Here is a 24,910-nt window from a genome sequence, read left to right on the forward strand (position 1 = left end):
TACCTATTTGCCTAAAAAACCTTCAATTGACATTTACCCAAAAGATTTGCCTGCACTACCTCCTGCCTTTTTTTAGTTCCGTCGAACTCACGTTATGTTAAGAAAGATGTGGGTAATGGATAGCTTTTTAAGGGGGACTTTGATTCCGGTTCCCCCATTTTTAAGGCAGGGTGGTTTCATACGAAAAAAGAAAAATATGGAAGTCTTTATTTCTCGTGTATAACCATAGATTTTGACCCCGATTCCATTCCTCTCCCCGTTGGCGTCAGCCTGCCGTCAGGCAAGCGGGGAGAGGCTTTAAAACCCAGTTTTAGTTTTTCTCTGCTTGTATGAAACCACTCTGGGTTCCCCCATTTTTAAGGGGGGTTAGGGGGGATCTAAAAGTGCCTAACGCTTTACCCGTAAAGCGTGGATTTATTTACCATCAAAGTAATTTTAGTTTGCAATTTTTCTCGTAATTGTTGCGCCTGTTGATAGATTGCTGCACGCCCTTTATCGGAGTTAGTTTTCAACCCTAATTGTTCCAAAGGCTGAATAAAGTAACGCAGGCGAGTTCTCATTGCCCAAATTCCCATTGAGGGAAACAGAATTAAGACAAGCATTAAAGGCGAGAAAGGTAAGAATGGTAATTTGACTAGTCGTTGCAATTTGGTAAAATTAACAGCCCAAGGATGTAAAGATTCACTGCCGATGCAAACTACTGGCAGAATGGGAGTTTGATAGCGATCGCTCAACTTAATAAAACTCACATCAAACTTTTGTAGTTGATAGCGTCTTTTCCAACCTTTCAGAGGGCCACGGATACCTTCGGGTGCATATAAGAGAATTTTACCTTGAGGGTTTGCCGGAGGCGTTGGCGCTGCGATCGCTGTTTCAAAATCATCTAATTCGGCTCGCACACCACCCAAAACCTGCGACCATTTAGGTGGTAGCCACCAAATCACCCAAGGATGCTCAAATAATGCTGGACTTGCTACGGGTTGGACTTTCCATTCTCTAGTTTCACTTAATAAATAACCCAAGGTTAAAAAATCCCAAGGAAAAGACATCCCGGCGTGATTCATTGCCACAATTAATGGCCCTGTTGGCGGTAAGTTTTCGATTTGTTGCAATTCTCCCCGAAAATAGTATTTAACGATGGGGCTGAGAACTTCTTCGCTAAAAGCTTGTTGATATTTGGGATCAAATTCACCAACTTCTTTTCGGGGTGAACGAAAACCAAGACGCAACCAGCGACTCAGCAACGCTAGATAAAATCCGCCTGGAATTAAAAATAATCCATATTCTAGCCAATTCCAACCATCTGGATCGGTTTGATAGTGCTGCCAATGGCGGTTGAATAAAATTAGCCAGCCTGGAGGATACCAAAGACAAAACCAATCAAACCAGCTAAATATATAACTTTTACCTCGTGCATTTTCCAGTTGAGTGTTTAGGAGGTTTTCAGAGTGTTGATTAATCAAAATAGTGATATAAATTAGGCAAAAATTTTATTTAAATATTATCATAGCTTTACAGCTTTGCCATTGGCATCTTACCTGAGAATTAAAATTAACTACGTATTTTTTTGATAAAAATTTCAGATAGTGTTGCCAAAATTAGCGAGGCTTTGGAAAAGCTTATAAATGCCAAGTATTAAATAAAACCTCACCCTGGTTCTGCTACGCAAAACCTGTCCCTCTCCTTGGTAAGGAGAGGGATGTCCTTCAGGACTCTTTGAGGTTTTGTTTTGGGTTAAGCATTTCTTCCTTTTCTTCCTTTTCTTCCTTTGCGACGGCAGTCGCTACAACGGGGGGAACCCCCGCAACGCGCTGCCTCTTCTTTGCTTCCTTAGCGGTTCGTTAAAAAAATTGACTTTGAGAAAAAGTTAAGTGGGAGATAAAACACAATCCCCTCTCCTTAATAAGGAGAGGGGAGATAAAGCACCGCTTTATCGGGGTGAGGTTAAGCTGTACAATGTAATGCACCACCGATAAATTTTGGCGGTACATGATAGCTGAGAATCATCAAATCGCCTTAAATAATACTATTGTGGCATCATATACCAGACAAAATTTCAGGTTTATTTTCTAGATACTTTCTACAGTTAACAGTAACCACTGATATCAGTCTTCCACCAAAAGATGAAATTGATAACTACTGATGACTGTTTAAATTCTTCCTCAAGCTGGAGACAAATGGCGAGACAACTGTCCTAATCTTCATATTATGGAACTAGGAAAGCCACTAAAAACTTCAGATTTAATCCATGAACTTCGGCAGCAACTCAATCTTTCTCAGGAAAAGTTTGCAGCCAAATTGGGAGTTTCCCTGCGAACAGTCAATCGCTGGGAGAACGGATCTACATTGCCTTCACAGATGGCACTTAAGCTAATTGAAGAAATGTTACAGAAGATGGGCAAACCAGGCAAAAGACTAGTGAACGAGTATCTCCCAAAACCGGAGCAACGGGAGGACTTCTAAAATGATCGTGAAAGTACCCGAAAAAATTTTGATGATACGTTCTCGGTTAATAGCTTATAGTGTAATGATTCTGACAGTCATAGCGGCGCTGTTACTAACGCGGCTGTTATTGCCCGTCTTCGATCCGAGCGTATTTACATTCTTTTATGCTGCCGTGGCAATCAGTGCCTGGTATGGCGGCATGAGACTTGGAGTGCTAGCGATCGCCTTATCTGTTACAAGTGCTTTTTACTTTTTTATTGAGCCAGTCTACTCGTTCGATATTCTTAGCCTGAGCGTCTTGGTACGATTAACCACATTCTCACTAGTCTCTTTCTTAATTACTGCCCTCTCTTCAGAGTTGCGAACTGCTAGACGCAAGGCAGAGACAAGCCTGAAGTTGTTGCAAAATAGCAAAATGCGGTTTAGCCGACTGGCAGAATCTAACATCATTGGGGTGATTATAACTGATATGAACAACGGTTCGATCATCGAAGCCAATGATGCTTTTCTGAAGATGGTCGGCTATACGCGAGAAGATTTGTCTGCTAACCAAATGAACTGGCGCAAGATTACCCCACCGGAGCATCTTATTTTAAGTGAGCGTTCAATCCAAGAACTGAAAACTACCGGAGTATGTAAGCCCTTTGAGAAGGAATACATTTGTAAAAATGGCGATCGCATTCCCGTTTTGCTCGGTTCTGTCTTTGTGGGAGATACTCAAGAAACAGTCATTGGCTTTGTTGTGGATTTGAGCGAACGCAAACAAGCAAAAGCGGCATTACAGCAAGCCAATGAGCGGAACACGCGCACTCTGGAAAATATGAGTGATGCATTTATTACTCTAGACCGGGACTGGCGAATCATTTACCAAAATGCTGAAGCAGAGCGAATTAACGGCAAACCCCGGACAGAGGTGATCGGTAAGTCGCACTGGGAGGAGTGGTCTGCATCAGTAGACACGAATGTAGAGCGCCAGTATCGGCGGGCGATCGCCGAACAGATTCCCGTCCACTTCGAGCATCACTACTACTTCCCATCCAAGTATGACCTGTGGCTAGAGATTCACGCCTACCCTTGTGAAGATGGTCTGGACATTTTCTACCGTGACATCAGCAAACGCAAGCAAGCAGAGAAAGCAATCCAAGCAAGTGAGGAACGTCTCAGAAGTTTTGTGAAAGCAAATGTAGTTGGGATTCTCTTTGGTGATGTCAATGGTGCGATCGCTGAAGCTAACGACGAGTTTTTGCGAATTGTCGGCTATACCCAAGAAGATATCCAAGCAGGTAGATTACGCTGGACTGATATCACGCCTCCTGAGTACCAATATTTAGATGAGTTGGCTCTTGCCGAGGCCAAAGCGAAGGGAACTTGTACTCCCTATGAAAAGGAATGTATTCGCCAGGATGGTTCCTGCGTTCCGGTTGTAGTTGGCTACTCTCTATTAGGAGAATCTCGCCAGAACTCAGTCGTATTCATTCTCGATATTAGTGATCTTAAACAAGCTAAAAAAGCGCTGAATCAGAGTCAAGAGCAATTTCAAGCTTTTATGGACAATATTCCAGCCGCAGCCTGGATTACGAATGCAGACGGACGTGTACTTTACCTCAGTCCAACTTATCTAACCACATTTGATTTAGCAACAAATAAGGCGATTAATAAAAACATTTTTGACCTCTACCCAGCCGAAATCGCTCAACCTTTGCTGGATAACATTAGAATGGTTGCCGAGACGAATCAGGTTGTGGAAACGATCGAATCTGCCCCACGCACAGATGGCACACTGGGGGAATTTTTGGTATATAAGTTTCCCATTGCCGATGCATCTGGGCAACGCTTGGTAGGAGGGGTTGCAGTTGACATCACCGAACGCGAACGCGCCCTTCGTGAACGCCAGCTGGCTGAAAAAGCCTTGCAAGAGCGCAGTGAAAGACTCAAACTGCTTTCTGAAACAACCAGCGATTTGCTTTCAACCGAGCGCCCTTTGGATTTAATGAACAGCTTGTTTAGTAAACTCTCGGCGCAGATGGATTTGGATTTTTACTTCCACTATCTAATTGATACACACGAAAATAAGCAGAAACTTCGGTTAGTAGCTTGGAACGGGATTAGTGATGAAGTATTTCAAGCAATTGAATACCTAGAATTTAATCAAGGGATGTGCGGACTAGTGGTGCAAGAACGCCGTCAAATCGTCGTTAATGATGTGCTGCACTCTACTCATCCAAATGCTGACATCCTCCAGACTTTGGGAATCACAGCCTATGCAGGTCAACCGTTAATTGCTCAGGGAAAACTGCTTGGTGTCCTTTCCTTTGCCAGTCGCACCCGTACACACTTCACTTCTGGGGAAGTTGCCCTATTACAAGCAACCTCCGATCAGGTGGCGGTTGCTCTGGAACGCGCTCAGTTGATGGCTTCGTTACAGCAGCAAAAAGAGCAATTAGTCCAAGCTAACCGGATCAAAGATGAATTTTTGGCGGTTCTTTCTCACGAACTTCGCACGCCGCTAAACCCGATTCTGGGATGGGCGAAGTTATTGCAAACTAAAAAGTATGATCAAGCAACTACCACTCGCGCTCTTGAAACCATTGAACGCAACGCCAAGCTTCAGACGCAACTAATTGAAGATTTGCTGGATGTCTCTCGGATTTTGCAAGGTAAACTCAGTTTAAATATTGCTCCTGTAAATCTGGAAACTGCGATCGCCGCAGCAATAGAAACTGTACGTTTAGCTGCTGAAGCCAAATCGATCAATTTGCGACTGACGATTTTAGACTTTCCTGCGGAACGCTACGCGAACGGCTTGGCTCAGTCGAACGATTTTGGATTAGGAAATCCTCACGATTTTAACAAGCAACCTGACAATCTCAAATCCGAAATTTTAGTTGCGCTAGAAGCACACCAAAGGGGCGACTCCAAATTTTTAGTAACAGGTGATTCCGGTCGTTTGCAGCAAGTTATCTGGAATCTCCTTTCCAATGCGATTAAGTTTACGCCCCAAGGTGGACAGATAGAAATCAGTTTAGAGTCTGTTGGTTCTCAGGTTCAACTTCGAGTCAATGATACAGGTAAGGGAATTAGCCCAGATTTTTTACCATTCGTATTTGACTACTTCCGACAAGCTGATGGTGCAACTACCAGAAAATTCGGCGGACTGGGCTTAGGATTAGCTATTGTTCGTCACATCGTAGAGCTACATGGCGGCACAGTTAAGGCAGAAAGCTTGGGTGAAGAACAGGGAGCAACCTTTACAGTCATGCTACCACTGATCAAGATTCATCTAAATAGCCAGCAGATTGTCTATCAAGCTGATGATTTGCCTGATTTAAATGGGGTGAAAGTTCTGCTTGTGGATGATGAGCGTGATACGCGAGAGTTAATTGCTTTCATTTTGCAGCAATCTGGCGCGATAGTAATTCAGGCAGAATCGGCTGTGGAAGCACTACGAATTATGCCTGAGTTCCAGCCAAATCTGCTGTTAAGTGACATTGGAATGCCGGAAGTAGACGGTTATATGCTGATGCGTAAAATTAGGGCTATGTTACCAGAACTTGGAGGGGAAATTCCCGCGATCGCCATAACCGCTTATGCTGGTGAGGCTGATTACCAACAGGCAATTGCCGCCGGATTTGGGCAGCATATCACCAAACCTGTGGAGCCAGCGAAATTAATTCGAGCGATCGCTAACCTGATTTGTGATTGTAGCGATTTGAAAACTAACTTACAACCCTTGGAAGCTCGAAAAAGACATAATTAACGATGAATGGCACGCTTGAAAAGCCAAAACACTTATGGTTTAAGCAATAACTAATGATTAATGACTAATAACTAATTTTGAGAATTTACATCAATTTTGCTTAACCAAATCACTAAGTCATTTGCATCAATTCCTATCTCATGTCCTAAAGTTTTGACATACAGAATTCCATCACTAATGATTAAATCTCTGATTGGATACCATGAATCTCTTGTCTGAATTAAAAGATCCAATGGAATTCCTAGTTGTAAAGCATTCTTGCGATATTTCCACCAAGCTTGCCATAAAATGACAGATTTAGTACATTGCAACTTATAGTTCTTAGGGATTTGGCAGTATTCATAGTGATAGAAACGGTGACTATCTATGTTTCCTTTCAGGAGATAACTGCATTCTGGTAAAGTCTGATTCAGTAATTCCCAATGGGATGATTGGGACAAAATCAAGAATTCAGTTAGTGGGCTATCTAGTTGGACAGTGGCAATTACGCCTTCAGCTTTTGTTGCCAGATTGCTAATGTGATCAATTGTTTGTGCTGTTAAAGAACGATTTGCCAATAAAATATCTTTTTTCTGGATAGAGTTGCCGATAAATTCTCGAACTAAATCTAAATTAGATAACATCATAAAATTATTTATCCTACATTAACTAGTGTTGTAATTTATCTAACACTCTGTAGACTAGTAACTACACTGCTATTCTAGGCAAATCAGGATAGTTTTTCAAAATCGTCATAAATCTTGCTCTTTTATTGAAAGTTGGCGGTAAACTCCAACCCATTGTGGGTGGAGAGGGATAGCCCAACGGGAAAGCCAGTCCCCCATCTCGGCAGAAGCCAAGACATGGGCTGGACTCACCGCCCCCCGACTTCGGGCATTGGGCATTGGTGATTCTTCCGCATGCCCCATGCCCAAAAACTCCATCCCCTTATGGGTGGAGTTTTTCATGTGTTGCAAAAATTTTTATCAATGGTATAATTCGACTGAAAATTAAGAAATTCAGATTTCAACTGGTATATTCTATTACGCAAATTTAATTTTCGGACGGGTTTAATGAAACTAAACCAATTTGGAATTACATTTTTGAGTCTTTGTATTGCTGCTTTTTCGGGAATGAAAGCAGCAGAGGCGGCATCGTTTTCGGTAATTGCCGATGGTCTTGATAATCCACGGGGTCTAACTTTTGGCCCTGACGGCAGCCTCTACGTCACAGAAGCAGGAACAGGCGGAAGTGGAGCTTGTGTTCCTTCACCGAGCGTTGAAAACCAATCTTTATGTTATGGCACAACTGGTGCAGTGACAAAAATTGGAGATGGTACTCAAGAACGTATACTTACAGGACTTCCTTCTTTAGCACTATCAGATGGTACTGATACTTCTGGGCCTCAAGATATCAAATTTGATGCTGCTGGCAAGCCTTATATTGCGGTTGGGTATGGTTCAAATCCCACATTTCGCGCCAGATTAGGTAACACAGACTTAGGAAAAATTATCACTGCTAATTTCAATACAAATTCCTGGACTAGTGTAGCTGATTTAGCTAATTATGAACTTGCAAATAATCCTGATAAAGGCGATGTAATTAGTAATCCCTTCTCTCTTCTTTTACAGGGAAATAATATTGTTGCAGTTGATGCGGGTGCCAATGACTTATTCAGTGTCGGGACTGATGGAAGTAATTTGAAGGCGATCGCCACAATTCCCCGGCAGACATTAACTAATCCAGTTTTTCCCTCTGGTGCATCGTCATCGCCATTTGAAATCCAAGCAGTACCCACAAATGTCGCCAAAGGCCCAGATGGTGCTTATTATATTAGCCAATTAACTGGTTTTCCTTTTCCAGAAGGTAAAGCAAAAATCTATCGAATTGGTTCTGATGGTCAACCAACAGTCTATACTGATGGCTTTACCCAACTTACTGACTTAGCTTTTGATCCTGATGGTAATTTATATGCTTTGCAATACGCTAATCAGTCACTCTGGAAAGGTAATCTAGATGGTTCTGTGATTAAAATAGCGACCGATGGAACTCGCACAACTATTCTTAGTGGCAATGGACTAGAGTCTCCTACTGCTTTGACTATTGGTGCTGATGGTGATATTTATGTGACAAACCGAGGCGATCGCCCTGGACTTGGACAAGTTCTCAAAATTGAGAATCCCAAGTCTGTTCCTGAATCTAGTTCTACTTTGAGCTTATTAGCACTTCTTGGCACTGCGATCGTTACTTTGTTGCACAAGGGTAAAGCCACTGGACTTAAGAACTAATTAATACAGGAGTTACGCAAACAATAGCCGAAACCGTGATTTTCTTCTTAGGGATTTACTCACATCTTGCACCTAGCCCAAACGACTGGAAGTCGCGGCTATACAAACTCTCGTCCGCCTACGCGGACTAAGGGAAATCAAGGGTTTTGAAGCCTGGGTCGGCAGGCTTTGTTCAGGTAGCCGCGATTTTAATCGTTAGGTACAAGATATGAGTTTACCAATTTTTGAGCGTAATGCCTACACTATAAAATTAGCAATCGACGCACTTAACATTCAGGGGAGAATTCTTTTTACATCAGAATAAGCAAGTATTTTTTCATCTACACTCACCAAAGGAACATTATAGATTCTTGCTGTTGAAACGATAATTCTATCAGCTGGATCTTTATGAAAATTACCTGGAAGTGAGTAGGAATCAATGGCAATTTGGGGAGTGATTGATAGAAGAATTACTCCCTCTTGTGCCAAAGCAATGTTAAACCATTCTTGAATCGAACAGGGAAGAATTAACTCATTTTGGGTAACAAGTCTGCTAATTTCTAACAAACTAATAGAGCAAACACCTAAACCATGAATGAGGTCTTTCCCTATTTGTTGCCTCACGGTAGACAAGGGTCAACTTTAAATCATTGTGATTCCACCAAACCCAAATATGAGTATCAAGAATGATCACAAATCATTCCCTTCAAAATTCTGATTCATTTCCCAATCATCAGGAGAAATAACGGGTTCATTTGGATCTGCTAAATAAGCGTAGGGTTGCATTTTTACAAGCGGATTAATGGCAAATTTGCCTTGATTCTTAGAAGAATAGCTAATTTGCCCAAACTTTTCTTGAATACTTTCCCTCAAAATAGAAGAAGCTAGTTCTTCAACAGATATTTCTTTTAAAGCCGCAGCTTTAATTAGAGATTCTTGAGTTTCCTGACTGATGTAAATATTAGTACCAATCATTTTCCACTCTATCTACTTTTTTACATGATATCAAACATCATCAGCAAAAATTTTAGTTATGCAATGTTGGATTTCCTTTCTCTACTCAACTGACGAGATCAGCGATCGCTTCTCAAGTAGAGACTACAGCTTCAGGTTGATAGCGAATGCCAGCTTGCTTGAAGCGATGTAAAGCTTCACCCAAGCGATCGCAGTCGGCAATCAAACTGATCCTGACATAACCCTCACCTGCAACCCCAAAGGCATTACCTGGAGTCAGGACAATGCCTGTTTGCTGCAACACGTTCAGGGCAAAATCTGTGGAACCAACGCCAACGGGACACTTCACCCAAAGATACATTGTCGCCTTGGTTTTGGGGATATCCCAACCCAACTCTCCTAATCCTTGAATCAGGAAATCGCGGCGGGTACTGTAGCGTTGTTGTACCTCGTGCAAATACACATCTGGCAGTTGTAAAGCTGTTTCGGCTGCTGTTTGTAATGCGGCAAAAATGCCGTAATCCAAGTTAGTTTTCAGCGTCCGCAAACCTTGAATTACATGGCGATTACCCACCACAAATCCAACGCGCCAACCAGCCATATTGTAGGTTTTAGATAAGGTGTGAAATTCCACGCCAATATCTTTTGCACCAGGAATTTCTAACAAGCTAGTGGGTTGATAACCATCAAAAGCTAACTCGGCATAACACAAGTCATGCACCAGCATAATTTCATATTTATGGGCGAAAGCGACGATTTCTTCAAAAAATTCGCGGGGTGCGGTGGCAGCAGTGGGATTGCTGGGATAGTTAAAATAGAGAATTTTGGCTTGTTTGGCAATCTCGTCAGGAATCGCAGCTAAATCAATTAACCAGTCATTCTCTGGTTTGAGGATCAAGCTGTAGATTTTCCCACCTGCGATCGCAGGTCCCCGAAAATGTGCAGGATAAGCTGGGGAAGGAACCAGAACTAAATCACCAGGGTTAACAAAGGCGATCGCTAAATGGGTTAATCCTTCTTTAGAACCCAGTAGCGGTAAGGCTTCGCTATCAGGATCGAGAACCACACCATAACGGCGATGATACCAGTTGGTGATCGCACGGCGAAAACTAGCAGTCCCCTCAAAAGGAGGATAACCGTGATTAGCGGGATCTTTCAAGGCTGCGATCGCTGCTTCTACCACTGGTGCTGGCGTTGCACCATCGGGGTTTCCCATACCCAAATCAATTAAATCTAACCCTTGTTCTCGTGCTTTAGCTTTCAGTTCATCTAAACGGGCAAATACATAAGGTGGCAGTTTTTGTATGCGTTCTGCTGGGACAATCCAATTTAAACTCATAAAACCTCGTCACTGATTCCCTTGGGCGAAACTCGATTTATAGTATCCCTACTATCTATAGGTGCAGTGGTAGAAACCATTGCCGCCATCAACTGTTCTGGCGCGACTTTAAATGGTAGTCGATGGATGTCAGAATTAGGAACTAGAGCAATTTCAGTGGCTGTTTGCAACTGCCCTAATGTAATATTGCCCAATCCCAAATCGCTTAATTTTTGGGGTAGTCCAATTTCTGTGTAGAACTTTAATAACTGTTGTCGTGCTGATGCTGCTAGTTGATTGCCTTGTAGCATTTCTTCTAAACGCAGTTGTACCAAAATTCCAAAAGCAACCTTTTCGCCATGAATACTGCCATGTCCCGAAATGTGCGTTAAACCATTATGCACCGCATGGGCTGCAACTGTGCGACACTGCGCCCCTCCAAGTCCCCCAACTACGCCAGCGAGTAAAACAGTAGCATCTACCACTTCTCGCCAAACTTCACTACCTGGTTCTTTGATGGCGGCGGCTGACTTTTGCAAGAGGATATCTCGCAAAACTCGCGCTTGTTGCACCGCAGCAATAATTAAAGTGTCTTGCAAATGCCCACTGCTAACTGAGGCTTCATACCACTTAGCGATCGCATCACCAATTCCAGCTACTAAAGTACGTTGTGGTGCAGTTTTAATCAAGTCATAATCGAGTATCAATAAATCGGGACAACGAGACAGCCCCACATCATAGAGAAACGCGCCATCTTCGGAATAAACATTCGACAAAGCACTCCAAGCTGCACAGGTAGCCCCGGAAGTCGGAATTGTCACCACTGGTAATAGTAACTGCTGCGCGACTAATTTCGCTGTATCCAGGGCTTTGCCGCCACCAACACCGATAATCACATCAGCTTTATGTTCTTTTGCCGTCTTCTGTAAAGATTTCAGGCTAGCTTCGCAGCAATCTGCACCATAGGAAGCTTGGACAGTATGTAACTGTTGCGTTTCTAAAACTGGTTGCAAATTCTTTCGGCTGATGGCGAGAGTAGACTCACCTGCCACAATTAAGGGACGACTTCCCAAATAGGCGATTTCGGCTGCGGCTGCTTGCAACACCCCAGAACCACGGATTACTTTTGCTGGGGCAACTGTGAGGGTAAAAAATGAACTAGAGGTTTGAGTAGACAAAGAAGGTTGAGTAGAAAGTTTATTAGGCATATAATCTAGTTTGCCAAAACCTTGATATTTCTTAAACTAATAGACAGGCGATCGGGGATACTTGTTGCCAAGCTGGTTTTTGGATGGCTCCAATCTTACACCCGGCTGATTTGGATTTGAGCCAAGCAAGGAAATAGACAAAGTTTGTTGCCGACTGATTGAGTAGTTTGACGACGTTGCTTAAATCTATGATGCCCATTCACCTGAAATTCCGAACTATCAAAGTTTTGAATAACCGGATAATTAATTAACATTACCATTCTCAGATTCTCAAGAAAAGCGATCGAGAATTGATCGTGTGTAGATAGTCATGCTATTTCAGACAATCCTTAGCTACAAATACATCGTAGGGGCGTGCAAATATACGCCCCTCTGATCCTCTTAAGCGGTAGTTTTTGGCAATTGGGCGAAATTGTCCGTATAAATTTTGACTGTGATTGGGGAATTTTGATGAGAAGCGAGCGATCGCTTCACCTCACCCAAGTAAACTGGTACAGAAATCCCTGTTTCTGGGTGGATAATGGTACGGGCGCGAACTGTCAACTTGTCGTCTTCCTGTGTACCTGAGCGACCATAAGAAAACAGATTACTAGCTGCTTGACGTAAAGTTGCTTCTAATTGTGTGGGTGTAATTTGGGGTGATGTGGCAATCACCGCTTGTGTTGAGCCATTATCATAAACTAGAGTGTAGTGGACTGCTCCGGGAATCACAGTCCGACTCAAGGGGACTATCGAGAGTCCAAATAAACCAGCTGTCACCACTAGCATAAAGCCAGTTGCACCCACCAGCCGAAAGCGGATGCCCCATTTGAGAATAAAAGCCAAAACTACTAAGGCAGCAAATACCAAGGTAGCGATACCTGACCATTGGGTGTACTGAAGAAAGTTAGCTGTTGTGAGCATAAGGTTGGTTATGGAGGCGTATTTTTTTCGTTACCGACACACCTATTTTACCGAGAGCTTACACCATAAGGGTTATCGTAGTCTTTAATCCCAATCAGAATATTGGGCGCGTAGACGCAGAGCGGCTCCAACTCCGCTCCTGAATTTTGACTTCTGACTTCTGACTTCTGACTTCTGAATTCTTCTTCAATCAGAACAGTATTGGCTCACCAGAGACGATATGAGAATTTTTAGATGTCTGCAACTTAGTTTGAACACTATCAATGATTGCTAACCAATCAGCATCTCTATTCCATTCAGAACGAATCCGGGTTTTAGTCGCCGCGTCGTAGAGGTTACAAAAAACCACATTCTCTTTTCCAGCAGTTGCAGCGATAATCAGGGGCTTGGAAAAGTCCTGAACTAGTGATACAGCTAAAAGGAAAGTTTTAGCAAAGTTCGTTTCTATGCCAGTCCTAACAACATAAATTTCATCCGCTCTCACAAAGATGTCTAATTTAGTGTTGTCCTTTCCCTTAAATTCTCCCGGTTTTAATTTCAGTTCAGATATATACCCAGTTAGCCCTGTTTGTTGTACAGGAATAGTTTTATCATTATCGTAGTGATACCACAGGTAAGATTCCCCACTTAATTCTCCGTTTTTCACATACAAATAGATCGGTTCTGGCGGGTTACAAAGACCTAGTTTAATTTCAGCAATCATCTTCAATGTTCCTTTATGAAAGATAAAATTTTTTCAGATATTCAATTTGATTGAATATTTTTTAAAATCGTGCTTAACTTAAGAAAAATAATAAATATACAAAAGGGCATCTACAAGAGATGCCCGTCATGCAGGAAAAACCGAAAAGGTTCTCCCTACACCTTCCCAACAATCAGCAACTGTGACTAATTAAGTATTAGTCACGCTGTATAGTAATATTATTTACTAATAATCTCAAAATGTCCTGAGTGTATACACTGAAAAGTAACTAATAGCTACTCTCAGTGCTTAACTGACTTGAATCAAAAGACCTCTAAGAGGAAGGGAGCATCTCAGTGGATGCAAATATACCAAAGATTCTTGCTCCCTCTCCTTACCAAGGAGAGGGTTGGGGTGAGGTTTTACCCCGTTACAAAACTGTACTTCCGACTTCCGACTTCCGACTTCCGACTTCTTTAAAACGATGTACTACTCCACAAATGGCAGCTAAAATTAACCATGAGAGCGCATTCAAACGCAACTCGAATAGAGTTACGTCTACTGTATTGAATAGAACCCACGCCACAAAAGCCAGAAGATAACTGAAAAATATCAATCTGTCTTGTGTATTGATATATTTTGATTTTTGTAGTAATTGGATACCTATAATCAAAATCCAAGCGAGTAAGCCACAAAATAAAAAAGTACTCGGAAAACCAGTTTCAGCAGATAACATCAAAAATAAGTTATGGGGATGACCCAAGGGAATCTGCATCTGCGCTTTGTAGAGTCCACTAAAACTGCGTAAGCCCCAGCCAGTCCAAGGATGTTCCTCAGCTAAAGACCAGGCAAACTCCCACTGAGTTTTTCGCATTAAAGCGACTGGTCTATCTGGATACATATCGTCATTTAACCTTGCCCAAAAGAAGGCAGGAACGTACTGACGAAAAAATTGAGCGACTGGCGAGGGAGAAAAAGCTGCCAAAAGCACACTAGCGACGATCGCAGCGACGCCACCCACAAGAATGCGCCAACCTTGGTAGAGTGCATAAGCTAAACAAGCAAAAATAGCGATCGCCCACCCATTGCGCGAGTTGGTGAAAATCAAGGCAATGAAATTCGCAATCACCGCCACGGTTAGGAAAAGAAAGGGGAGTGGGGAGTAGGGAGTGGGGAGATGGGGGGGGAATGAATTTTGAACGGCAGTTGCTCTACTTGGGGAAACCACATCGCCCTTGGTGTCTCCTCTTAGGAGAAGACCGCACTGCCTTTTCTTGACTTTTAGTTGCTGATAGTTTTCTAGCCACAATCCTAGACCAAGGATGAAAACTATCGCTAAATAAGCAGCGAAGGTGTTAGCGTGCATGAAGAGTGAAGCGATGCGACCTGGCGGATTTCCTCCTGGTCTGATCGTCCAAGCAAAGACAATCCACAAAATCTCGAACTTCAAACTCCAGCCCAAAAATAACTGTCCCAAACCGATAATTATCACTGGCATGGAACCGATCACCAAAACCCAAGCCATTTGCCGCAATTGGGCAAATGTTTGAATCAGAGTGCTATGAGCAGCGAAAACTAAAAAGAATGGTAATAAATTAAGTAAGCCGACGAAAGCTGTTGTCTTCTCTTGGGCAAACCCAGCAGTCACGATCAGCAACACACTCAAAAGGGCAAATCCCCAGTTGAGGGAGCGGCGACTAATTTTGCGGTATTGTTTGGGCAAAGTTATTAATGAGACAAAACCTATAGTCACCGCCCCCAATAAAGGACTCACTGGGAAGATTAACAGTCCCCATAGAGAGTAGTTCCAAGAAGATTGCCAACGAGACTTGAAATAGTCAAAAACCTTGTTCAAGCTGGCTCCCAACATTCCTCACGAGTGAGGCGAATTTGAGCTAAGGCGAAAATGGTAGGGATGATCCGACCATAGTTAGTGGCGATCGCTCTCCACCCCAAATCTGCAAAAAACCAAGTCCACATTATCGGCCCAATCACGGCAAACATCGTGCGGGCTGCCCCATAACGGGCTGCACTCACAGTCATACCCCGTCGAGCCATTTGCATAGCTACATAGCTTTGAAATTGCGTTGCAGCTGCTTCTGAGCCTGTAATCGCCGCTTGTTTGGCTACTTCATAGGTAGCAAAGTAGATGGCAAATTGACGGGCAATTTGCTTAAGTACAAGTGGTTGGAGCATGGAAGTAACAGCGATCGCACTACCGCCTTTGAAAAGTAACCCCAAGGGGTCACGTTGCAATAAAAGTGGTAGCGGTTGTTTTAGTTCTGATTTGAGCAGCTGACGCTGCACCTGTACAGTCAATTTTTGCTTTTCCTCTTTAGGCAATTTTTTCCATACCTGTCCTAGCAGATGCAAAAATACTTCTGCTTCTAAATCAATAGTTGCCAGTTGATTAGAATAGGGAATTTTTAGATACTTACATACTTGAACTAACGCTTGTCGATAAGTTACCTGGCCTGTACGTCCCCGCAATACCGTCATCCCATCTGCCGCCAAAAAGCGAAAGCGACCCTCTAGCGAGTCTAGCCAAGCTTTGCGGTCTTGGCTTTGTATTTCGATAGGTTCGGGTGTGTGTACATAGTCTAGGGGATTGAACTTACGACTAAATAGAATTGCCGTTAAGTCTTGTAATTCTTCTTCGGTCGCTAACTCTAGCGCCACCCTCATTTCATCCAATTTCCCATCCTCCCTTCCGTGCAGGTTTCTGTACCTTATTCTATTATTAGCTTTCAGCAGTCATTAGTAGTAATTTTGTCCTTTGATAATAACCAATAACTAGGGACTATTGAATCATGACTGATATTGCAGTGATTGGTGCCGGAATAGCCGGTTTAGTTTGCGCCCAGCAGTTAAGTCAAGCTGGATATTCGGTGCTAGTGGTGGAAAAATCCTATGGTTTGGGAGAAAGACTGGCTACACGCCACTTGCATCAAAGATTAAGTATCCTACTCTTGGGGTGTAAACTTTGACAAGTACTAAGTTCAAATTATATTACCTGGCATTGCACTTTCATTTAGTCAAGATTAGGAGTGCGATCGCTTGACTATTTTGCCTTGCAAACACTCACTCTTATGAGTCAGTTGATAGAATATCAATAAGTTAGCTGGTGAATTCTAAAAAATGTCAATAGTGAAAGTTGAAGTACAACTATCTTCTGAAGAACTACTAAAGGCAGTTGAGCAGTTAAATCAACCAGATTTAGAGCGATTTGTATCTCAGCTTCTATTCATACCAGTAATGCTATTTTTGACAAACTTGAAGAGTGGAAACAACGTAATATTACTATTTTTGAGTTGCCTTCTTACTCTCCTGAATTAAATTTAATTGAAATTTTATGGCGGTTTATCAAGTATGAATGGATTGAGACAAAACGTGCTGCCGTCGTTAGGCAGGGGAATTAAACCCCCAAACTTTTGTATATTTCAATGTAAATTGGCCAAGGTATTGAGGTAGTCAATAGCCAAGACAAATTGGTCCTATAGCAAGGGCGATGTCTAGGGTGTTTGTGTTTCTTACGTAACCAAAAGAAAAGTGTGAAATCAACCCAGCCATGAGATCCATTAACACCGCGCTCAAGGATTGGAGAATTTTTGAGAACAAAGGTCATGTGATTGATCTGTCCTTTGGAGGCAGAAGCAGTAATGTCTGCGATCGCAAATTTCTTGGTTACAAACGCTATACCAATTGGTAATAGCCTTTAGCAAGAGGAAAAGACGACACATTAATAGTGCATAAATCAAAATATTTTTACGTAAATTTATCAGTAAATAATGTGAAGAATATGCAAAGATGTGTGTGGAAGCAAAGACATCTAAGTAAATACGGTAGTATATGCTCAGTGTTGGGTTATTGAGATGTTCTGTATTCTCAAATTAGACATTTATGCATAATTGCCCACAATAAGTGTATAAAAGTATATTTACCAAGCCAGAGTTAACTATTGACTCTTTTCTCTTCTAGTAGGATTTAGGCACTGGCAAAAAACTAAATATGAAGGCTGGATTTTTGATGCTTGTTCACTGATTTCTAATGGACAAAGATAATTTATTTAGCCTGTAATGACTGATTATTCGGAATTTTGAATACAGACGCTGATGAATTTGTACAATGCTTAAAACTTAGATAGTAAGAGAAATCAAAATCAGTGCTACTACAAGCCATTCTTTTATGGCTGAATTTTCGAGAAATAGTAATATTTCCCAAAGGTGACGGAGAAAAGTATGCCGACAACATCAAATTTTAGGGGGCGTTTGTGCCTGAAAACAGCACTAACGCGACTTAAACATTTTTGAGGCAGAAACAAGCCTGAAACCCATGCAAGGCAAGGAAAATACACATCCACATATAGGTTTTAGGCTCTTTTCTGGCTACTTTTTGTTTAAGTCCCACTAACAGCTCCCTTCAAAACTGAAATTACTGAAAAAATCGATTGAGGTAGGTAAAAGTTATGGCAAATATCATTGGAACGAAGGGTAACGATACCCTATTCGGCGATAGCAACGACATCTTGACTGGTGGAGGTGGTAACGACATTTACGACTCCAGCTACAATAGTACTTATACTATCACCGATTTTGGTGGAGTCGGTAAAGGTGTAAACCCCTCAGCAGCAGTCATTGCCGAAGTAGACACCCTAAATTTCGTTGGCGACAACTATGGCTTAACTGCTCGAAATCTAGTGCTGACCCAGAATGGCAGCAATCTAGAAATCACCTTTGACGCGGAGGATAGTCCCAAACTTATCCTGCAAAACTTTGCTTTAGAAAACCTGGATAACCTAAGCTTATCTACAGGAGCAACTGTCAACTCGGGCAATATCCTGTTTTATGGGCAAACTACTATTACTGACAGCTTTGATGTCTTCAATGCCAACTCCACCCAAAGCACAATCTTCAACTTGAACACAGTCACCTTCCTTAACGACCTGAATAATAATGTTAGCGGCTTTGATAACTCAGATGATGTCATCAATGGTCAGGGGGGTGATGATCTTATTGACGGCAAAAGTGGCAATGATTTACTGCGAGGTGGCGCAGGTAATAATACTCTGATTGGTGGTGTGGGCAATGATATTTTAGATGTTAAATATTCAACAGGCAACAACATCCTCAACGGTGGTACTGATGACGATTACTTGAATGCTGGGGCTTCATCAGGTAATAACCTGCTATCTGGTGGCGATGGCAATGATACTCTCTCCACCTCTTACGTTTCTCAAAACCCTTATAATTATACAGCCTCATCAGGGAATAACAGCCTCAACGGTGGCGCTGGTAACGATTACTTGGATGCTGAGTCTCCAAAAGGCAATAACCTGCTATCTGGTGGCGATGGCAATGATACTCTCTCCACCTCTGGTGTTTTTACTTATAGAGCAGCTCCTAATTTTATCTCATCAGGCAATAACACCCTCAACGGTGGCGCTGGTAACGATTACTTGATGGCTGAGGGAACATCCGGCAATAACCTGCTATCTGGTGGCGATGGCAATGATTATCTTGATATCTCTGGTATTCCCACTTACTACGATGGTATATTATTGTCTTCAGGCAATAATACTCTCAATGGTGGTGCTGGTGACGATACCTTGAGGGCTGAGGATTCAACAGGAAATAACTTCCTCTTTGGGGACAATGGCAATGATTCCTTCTATCTAAATTTAGAGAATCAAACGGTAGATGGGGGTAAGGGTGACGATTTGTTGTCCGTTGATTACAGTTATTACAGCGCTGCTACAGGAGGGATTACAACGACATTCAATCCTACTACTAGCATTGGCTCAATTAAAGCGGGTACGAATCGGGTTAATTACAAGGATATCGAACGATTAAATATCTCAGGTACAGACTACAATGACAACATCGTGGGGAACAGTGGCAACGATACGCTCTCCACGGGCAATGGTGGCAGTGATACCATAGATGGGGGTGAGGGTGACGATGTGTTGTCCGTCAATTACAACGGTAATGCTGGGGCAATTACAACGACATTCAATCCTAATACTAGCATTGGCTCAATTAAAGCGGGTACAAATCAGGTTAGTTACAAGAATATCGAACGATTAAATATCTTAGGTACAGACTACAATGACAACATTGTGGGGAACAGTGGCAACGATACGCTCTCCACGGGCAATGGTGGCAGTGATACCATAGATGGGGGTGAGGGTGACGATGTATTGTCCGTCAATTACAACGGTAGTGTGGCGATCGCAACAACTTACAATGCCACTACTAACACTGGCTCAATTAGGTCGGGTACGAATCAGGTTAATTACAAGAATATCGAACGATTAAATATCTTAGGTACAGAATACAATGACCGAATTGTGGGGAACAGTGGCAACGATACGCTCTCCGGGGGCGTTGGTAATAATACTTTAACTGGTGGCGCTGGTAATGATGAATTTGTTTACAACGCTGAATTTTTTTACAAGGAAAATACTGATACTATTACCGATTTCGGTGGTGTGGGTAAAGGCTCAAATCCTTCAGCAACGGTGATTGCCTCTTTAGACACCTTGCAATTTACAAGTGATGGATTCACTGCTCAAAATCTGCAATTAACTCAAAATGGCAACAACTTAGAAATCACTTTTGAAAATCTCGCTAATAGCAAAGTCATTCTGCAAAACTTCAAATTAGAAAACCTGGATAATTTGCCAGCAACTTCTTCACGACCTGCTATTGGCAATATCCTCTTTTATGGACAAACTAGTGTCACTGACAGTTTTGATGTGTTTGATGCAAATTCCACTCAAGCTAACCTGTTCAATAAGAATACTGTTACTTTCCTGAATGACCTCAATAACAATATTACAGGTTTTGACAACTCTAATGATGTCATCAATGGTCAAGGGGGTAATGACATCATCGACGGATTGAGTGGTAATGACATACTCAGAGGTGGTGCAGGCAATGATTCTCTGATTGGCGGTGCAGGCAATGATTCTCTGATTGGCGGTGCAGGCAATAATATCCTTGACGGAGATGCCGGTGACGATATATTGAATGTTAGCGGTTCAATAGGTAATAACACCCTAGAAGGAGGTGCCGGTGACGATCGCTTGAGTGCTGACGCTTCAACAGGCGATAATCTGCTCTCTGGGGGTGATGGCAATGATTCTCTTGACATCTCTGGCAGCTACATTAACAGATATAGCTACTCCTCCGACTCTCGCTCCACAGGCAATAACACCCTACAAGGAGGTGCAGGTAACGATACCTTGTCTGGTAGCGGTTCAACAGGCGATAATCTGCTCTCTGGAGGCGATGGCAATGATTATCTTAACATCTCTGGCGGCTACTACTCCTCCTCCTTTGACTACTCTGAAGATTCTCGTTCCACAGGTAATAACACCCTAGAAGGAGGTGCAGGTAACGATACCTTGTTTGGTAGAGGTTCAACAGGCAATAATCTGCTCTCTGGGGGCGATGGCAATGATTATCTTGACATCTCTGGCAGCGACCCTACTCTTTCCATAGTTAATAATACCCTCAACGGTGGCGCTGGTGACGATACCTTGGATGCTACCAATACAAAAGGTAATAACCTCCTTTCTGGGGGTGATGGCAATGATTCCTTCTATTTAGGCATCACATCCTCAGGTGATGTCCACTCTGATTTAGCGACTCAAACGGTAAATGGGGGTAATGGTAACGATTTATTGTCCATGTATTACTACAATACTACAAAAGGGATCGCTTCGACTTTTAATGCTACTACTAACACTGGATCGGTTACGGCAGATACGTATCTAGTTAATTACAACAATATCGAAAGATTAAATATCTCAGGTACAGACTACAATGACTTGATTGTGGGGAGCAACGGCAATGATACCCTGACAGGTGGAAACGGTAATGACAGCCTAATTGGAGGGAATGGGACTGATACCTTTGTTTTCGATAATTACAATGAAGGTGTTGACGATCTTTATGACTTCAACGCCACTAATGACTTGATTCAGATATCAGCTTTTTATTTTGCTGGTGGGTTATCAAAAGGTTCACTTTCAGCTAATCAGTTTACCGTGGGAACATCTGCAACGACAAGCAATCAACGATTTATCTATGACTTTATTACAGGTGGACTGTACTTTGACCAAGATGGTAGTAAATCTGGGTTTAGTCAGGTAAAATTTGCCCAACTTTTGAGTGGATTGTCACTAACCAACAATAATTTTGTTGTTGATTAATCGAAATTAGCGCTCTATTGTCACCAACCGCTACGGTTTGCGAGGTGCTATTTTTAGCATCTCGTATTCCATTGCTGAATGCAAGTCATAATGGATAAGCGATCGCGGGGAGCAACTTCCTATCTGTTGACGTAGACAGTTAAGTTAAATAAGCTTCAAGTGCTTGACTAGAAATCTTTTTGAGATATCTCAAAAAGATAGATTTTAGTACAAATTCTTTAATTAAAAGTTATTTAAATTGCTTATTTTGCGTCGCTAGCACCAGAGGTTGTGGTTCACGGTTAGTAAGATAATCTGGGCTACCACAATCAGGGCATTGAGGGCGCTCAACCAAGACATGGTGTTGCAGATTCAAAGATGCCAAATCGAGAGTCATCAGCTTTCTTTCAAGCTGTTCATGTTCTCCCGTAACAATCCACTTGGCAATTTTGGTTGCCGCTAAACTTAAGCCAGTTTGCAGAGTAGAGGGCAATATTGACCGATGACATTAATTTGTTAACAGCGATATTAATTCGTTAATCACGACATTAATTTGTTAACGACGACAAATAATTAGTTATTCGACAAAAAAAATCGGGATGACTGGATTCGAACCAGCGGCCCCTTCGTCCCGAACGAAGTGCGCTACCAAGCTGCGCCACATCCCGCCATAAAAATGGCATTATAAATTAAGAATATCACAACCGATGCCAAATCAGAGAATTACATCTATATAATATATGAATATACGATCGCTTCATCAAAGGCTTTGCTTGCTACGATTAAATTTGTATAACTCTAGTGGTAAAAGCGGATTGTGACTGTAAAACCAGACTGGTTGCGGGTGAAAGCACCTGGGCGTGAGCGCATCGGTAACGTTAAAGAAATTTTGCGGGATTTAGCCCTCAATACAGTTTGCGAGGAAGCGTCCTGTCCGAATATTGGTGAATGCTTCAACGCTGGGACTGCTACGTTTTTGATTATGGGCCCGGCTTGTACACGTGCTTGTCCCTACTGCGATATTGATTTTGAGAAAAAACCCAAACCACTAGACCCCACGGAACCTGCACGACTGGCGTCAGCTGTTCGCCGCCTGAAACTGAATCATGTAGTAATCACTTCTGTAAACCGAGATGACTTGCTTGATGGTGGTGCATCTCAGTTTGTGGCGTGTATTAATGCGGTTCGCTCTGTTTCACCCAACACCACAATTGAGGTGCTAATTCCTGACTTATGCGGTAATTGGAATGCTCTAGAGTTGATTCTACAAGCTGCGCCAGAGGTATTAAACCACAATACCGAAACTGTCCCACGCCTGTATCGCCGGGTGCGTCCCCAAGGAAACTACGATCGCACATTAGAATTATTGCAGCGAACTCGCCAAGTTTCTCCTAGCACATATACTAAATCCGGGATCATGGTTGGACTCGGTGAAACTGATGCCGAAATCCGCCAAGTTATGCAAGACTTGCGAACTGTAGATTGCGACATTTTGACAATTGGGCAATACCTCCAACCGAGTCAAAAACACTTGCAAGTAAATGAATTTGTCAACCCAGAACAATTTGCTGCTTGGAAGGCATTCGGCGAAGAAATCGGATTTTTACAAGTTGTTTCTTCACCCTTGACAAGAAGCTCATATCATGCAGAACAAGTCAGGGAATTAATGGAACGTTACCCCCGCAGCCAATTTTAGATTTTAGATTTTAGATTTTAGATTGGTGAGACTCTTGATTAATGACTAATCCAAAATCTGTAGCAATTCTGGGTGCAGGTGCTTGGGGTGCATCTCTGGCAAATCTCGCCACAGCAAATGGTCATCAGGTGCGCGTCTGGTCGCGTCGGGGTTCCCAAACTCTCCCAGCAGTTTTAAAAGATGTCCAAATAGTTCTGTCTGCTATCTCAATGATTGGTGTGAGAGATGTTGCCTCCCAAGTCCACTCTTTCCCCCTTTCTCCAGAGACAATTTTTGTGACAGCGACGAAAGGCTTAGACCCCGAAACCACTTGCACGCCGTCGCAAATTTGGCAAACAATATTCCCTAACCATGCAGTGGTTGTTTTGTCTGGGCCTAATTTATCAAAAGAAATTCAACTAGAATTACCCGCAGCTACCGTGGTAGCCAGTAATATTCCCACGGCGGCGGAAGTAGTACAGTTAGTATTTTCTTCTCATCGTTTCCGGGTATATACCAATCCCGACCCCTTGGGAGTGGAACTGGGGGGAACACTGAAAAATGTGATTGCGATCGCAGCTGGTGTGTGCGATGGTTTACAACTGGGAACCAATGCCAAAGCTGCTTTAGTCACTCGTGGACTTACAGAAATGGTTCGCATCGGTAATGACTGGGGTGCAAAGACGGAAACATTTTATGGTTTATCAGGTCTAGGAGATTTGTTAGCAACGTGCAATAGTCCCTTAAGTCGCAATTACCAAGTTGGCTACCAGCTAGCTCGTGGTAAGTCACTTACAGAAACTCTTGCAAATTTGCAAGGAACTGCTGAAGGAGTGAACACTTGCCAGGTTTTGATGCAACGAGCCAAGCAACAAAACATTGCTGTTCCGATTACCGAGCAAGTTTATCGGTTACTTCAAGGCGAAATCACACCCCGACAAGCACTTGATGAACTGATGCTGCGAGATATCAAGCCAGAGTACAACTACTAGTTAGTAGTCTGTCAAGTTGAAATTGACGGTTAAGACTGACACGGAAGAAGACACATCACCCACTCTTTGCGTCTTCTATCTCCGTGTCAATAAAACTTTTGCCGTTAATACTAATCACTTCCCCGATATCTATTAGTTATACTTATACCTTAATAATCCTGAGAAAAAATTGGTAAATCGTCAGGATATTACTTTTGTAGCCATGTAAATGTGACTATGCCAATTATAAAGCATGATATTCACTGAAGTATGTTTATACTGTGTTACAAAAGTTACTATCACTAACCTTGAAGATTGAAATGTTAACTAAGTAGTTTAAATATTGAAAACCTAGCTGCGGATTTGAATAGCTATTGGTTCAATCAAAAGTTTAGTAGCCGATTAAGTTCAGTAATAGTGTATCGAATAAAACCCTTACAGTTAATTTCTAAAAAAATTGTAATGGAACCTTCAACTGTGTTAGTTCATCGTGAATCGCGGGAACAATAGCAACAGTTGAATAGCTGACCGTAATCTAAGCTGACCGTAATCTATTG

19 protein-coding genes, 1 tRNA gene and 2 pseudogenes are annotated in these 24,910 nt (G+C 42.4%); 8 read left to right on the forward strand and 14 right to left on the reverse strand.

What is annotated here, in order from left to right:
* Nucleotides 1-395: 395 nt before the first annotated feature.
* Complete coding sequence (locus V7L05_RS15450; RefSeq protein WP_335165216.1) at nt 396-1,463, reverse strand: 1-acyl-sn-glycerol-3-phosphate acyltransferase; 1,068 nt, start codon at nt 1,461-1,463, stop codon at nt 396-398.
* 745 nt (nt 1,464-2,208) lie between these two features.
* Here V7L05_RS15450 and V7L05_RS15455 point away from each other — a divergent pair.
* Nucleotides 2,209-2,463 carry a helix-turn-helix domain-containing protein gene (locus V7L05_RS15455; protein ID WP_335165217.1) on the forward strand — a complete coding sequence of 85 codons (255 nt, stop codon included), beginning with the start codon at nt 2,209-2,211 and terminating at the stop codon, nt 2,461-2,463.
* 1 nt (nt 2,464) lies between these two features.
* Nucleotides 2,465-6,202 carry a hybrid sensor histidine kinase/response regulator gene (locus tag V7L05_RS15460; RefSeq protein WP_335165219.1) on the forward strand — a complete coding sequence of 1,246 codons (3,738 nt, stop codon included), beginning with the start codon at nt 2,465-2,467 and terminating at the stop codon, nt 6,200-6,202.
* 71 nt (nt 6,203-6,273) lie between these two features.
* Here the strand turns inward: V7L05_RS15460 and V7L05_RS15465 are convergent, their stop codons facing one another.
* The gene (locus V7L05_RS15465; RefSeq protein WP_335165288.1) at nt 6,274-6,825 is read right to left on the reverse strand and encodes a hypothetical protein; all 552 of its coding nucleotides are present in this window, start codon (nt 6,823-6,825) and stop codon (nt 6,274-6,276) included.
* Between the two features lie 108 nt (nt 6,826-6,933).
* Nucleotides 6,934-7,110, reverse strand: a complete 177-nt coding sequence (locus tag V7L05_RS15470) for a hypothetical protein (RefSeq protein ID WP_335165221.1) — start codon at nt 7,108-7,110, stop codon at nt 6,934-6,936.
* Nucleotides 7,111-7,254: 144 nt separating this feature from the next.
* Between V7L05_RS15470 and V7L05_RS15475 the strand changes: the two genes are divergently transcribed.
* Nucleotides 7,255-8,469 carry a ScyD/ScyE family protein gene (locus tag V7L05_RS15475; RefSeq protein WP_335165223.1) on the forward strand — a complete coding sequence of 405 codons (1,215 nt, stop codon included), beginning with the start codon at nt 7,255-7,257 and terminating at the stop codon, nt 8,467-8,469.
* Nucleotides 8,470-8,742: 273 nt separating this feature from the next.
* Here the strand turns inward: V7L05_RS15475 and V7L05_RS15480 are convergent, their stop codons facing one another.
* The 9 genes from V7L05_RS15480 to V7L05_RS15520 form a co-directional block, all read right to left on the reverse strand.
* Complete coding sequence (locus tag V7L05_RS15480) at nt 8,743-9,015, reverse strand: type II toxin-antitoxin system VapC family toxin (protein WP_335165224.1); 273 nt, start codon at nt 9,013-9,015, stop codon at nt 8,743-8,745.
* A gap of 123 nt (nt 9,016-9,138) precedes the next feature.
* On the reverse strand, nt 9,139-9,423 hold the full coding sequence (locus tag V7L05_RS15485; protein ID WP_335165226.1) for a hypothetical protein: 285 nt from the start codon (nt 9,421-9,423) through the stop codon (nt 9,139-9,141).
* Nucleotides 9,424-9,535: 112 nt separating this feature from the next.
* On the reverse strand, nt 9,536-10,741 hold the full coding sequence (locus tag V7L05_RS15490) for an aspartate aminotransferase (protein ID WP_335165227.1): 1,206 nt from the start codon (nt 10,739-10,741) through the stop codon (nt 9,536-9,538).
* Entirely contained in the window at nt 10,738-11,928 is a 1,191-nt protein-coding gene (locus V7L05_RS15495; RefSeq protein ID WP_335165228.1) for an iron-containing alcohol dehydrogenase family protein, read from the reverse strand. Before V7L05_RS15495 ends, V7L05_RS15490 begins: the two co-directional genes overlap by 4 nt.
* Before the next feature lie 31 nt (nt 11,929-11,959).
* Complete coding sequence (locus V7L05_RS15500) at nt 11,960-12,127, reverse strand: hypothetical protein (RefSeq protein ID WP_335165230.1); 168 nt, start codon at nt 12,125-12,127, stop codon at nt 11,960-11,962.
* A gap of 182 nt (nt 12,128-12,309) precedes the next feature.
* A complete protein-coding gene (locus V7L05_RS15505) occupies nt 12,310-12,831 on the reverse strand; it encodes a Ycf51 family protein (protein ID WP_335165231.1) in 522 nt (173 codons plus the stop codon).
* Between the two features lie 190 nt (nt 12,832-13,021).
* Entirely contained in the window at nt 13,022-13,534 is a 513-nt protein-coding gene (locus V7L05_RS15510) for a hypothetical protein (RefSeq protein ID WP_335165233.1), read from the reverse strand.
* A gap of 409 nt (nt 13,535-13,943) precedes the next feature.
* On the reverse strand, nt 13,944-15,383 hold the full coding sequence (locus V7L05_RS15515) for an O-antigen ligase family protein (protein WP_335165235.1): 1,440 nt from the start codon (nt 15,381-15,383) through the stop codon (nt 13,944-13,946).
* Nucleotides 15,365-16,207, reverse strand: coding sequence for a YaaW family protein (locus V7L05_RS15520; RefSeq protein ID WP_335165236.1), 843 nt, complete (start codon nt 16,205-16,207; stop codon nt 15,365-15,367). The genes V7L05_RS15515 and V7L05_RS15520 overlap by 19 nt, the downstream gene beginning before the upstream one ends.
* A 116-nt stretch (nt 16,208-16,323) precedes the next feature.
* Between V7L05_RS15520 and V7L05_RS15525 the strand changes: the two are divergent.
* From V7L05_RS15525 to V7L05_RS15535, 3 genes and pseudogenes are all read left to right on the forward strand, one after another.
* Nucleotides 16,324-16,461: pseudogene (locus tag V7L05_RS15525) on the forward strand (FAD-dependent oxidoreductase); the annotation flags it as partial.
* 288 nt (nt 16,462-16,749) lie between these two features.
* A pseudogene (locus V7L05_RS15530) lies at nt 16,750-16,896 on the forward strand (transposase); the annotation flags it as partial.
* A 1,082-nt stretch (nt 16,897-17,978) separates the two neighbouring features.
* Nucleotides 17,979-21,728 carry a beta strand repeat-containing protein gene (locus V7L05_RS15535; protein ID WP_335165238.1) on the forward strand — a complete coding sequence of 1,250 codons (3,750 nt, stop codon included), beginning with the start codon at nt 17,979-17,981 and terminating at the stop codon, nt 21,726-21,728.
* Between the two features lie 229 nt (nt 21,729-21,957).
* Here V7L05_RS15535 and V7L05_RS15540 read toward each other — a convergent pair whose 3' ends face one another.
* Together V7L05_RS15540 and V7L05_RS15545 are read right to left on the reverse strand one after the other, a co-directional pair.
* The gene (locus V7L05_RS15540) at nt 21,958-22,200 is read right to left on the reverse strand and encodes a TOMM precursor leader peptide-binding protein (RefSeq protein WP_335165239.1); all 243 of its coding nucleotides are present in this window, start codon (nt 22,198-22,200) and stop codon (nt 21,958-21,960) included.
* 101 nt (nt 22,201-22,301) lie between these two features.
* Nucleotides 22,302-22,375 (reverse strand) — tRNA-Pro (locus V7L05_RS15545).
* A gap of 149 nt (nt 22,376-22,524) precedes the next feature.
* On the opposite strand from V7L05_RS15545, the gene lipA reads away from it, so the two are divergent.
* On the forward strand, nt 22,525-23,403 hold the full coding sequence (gene lipA, locus V7L05_RS15550) for a lipoyl synthase (RefSeq protein WP_335165240.1): 879 nt from the start codon (nt 22,525-22,527) through the stop codon (nt 23,401-23,403).
* Between the two features lie 41 nt (nt 23,404-23,444).
* Nucleotides 23,445-24,374 carry an NAD(P)H-dependent glycerol-3-phosphate dehydrogenase gene (locus V7L05_RS15555; RefSeq protein ID WP_335165242.1) on the forward strand — a complete coding sequence of 310 codons (930 nt, stop codon included), beginning with the start codon at nt 23,445-23,447 and terminating at the stop codon, nt 24,372-24,374.
* The last annotated feature ends 536 nt before the right edge of the window (nt 24,375-24,910 follow it).

The organism is Nostoc sp. (assembly GCF_036917755.1).
Taxonomy (GTDB): Bacteria; Cyanobacteriota; Cyanobacteriia; order Cyanobacteriales; family Nostocaceae; genus Nostoc.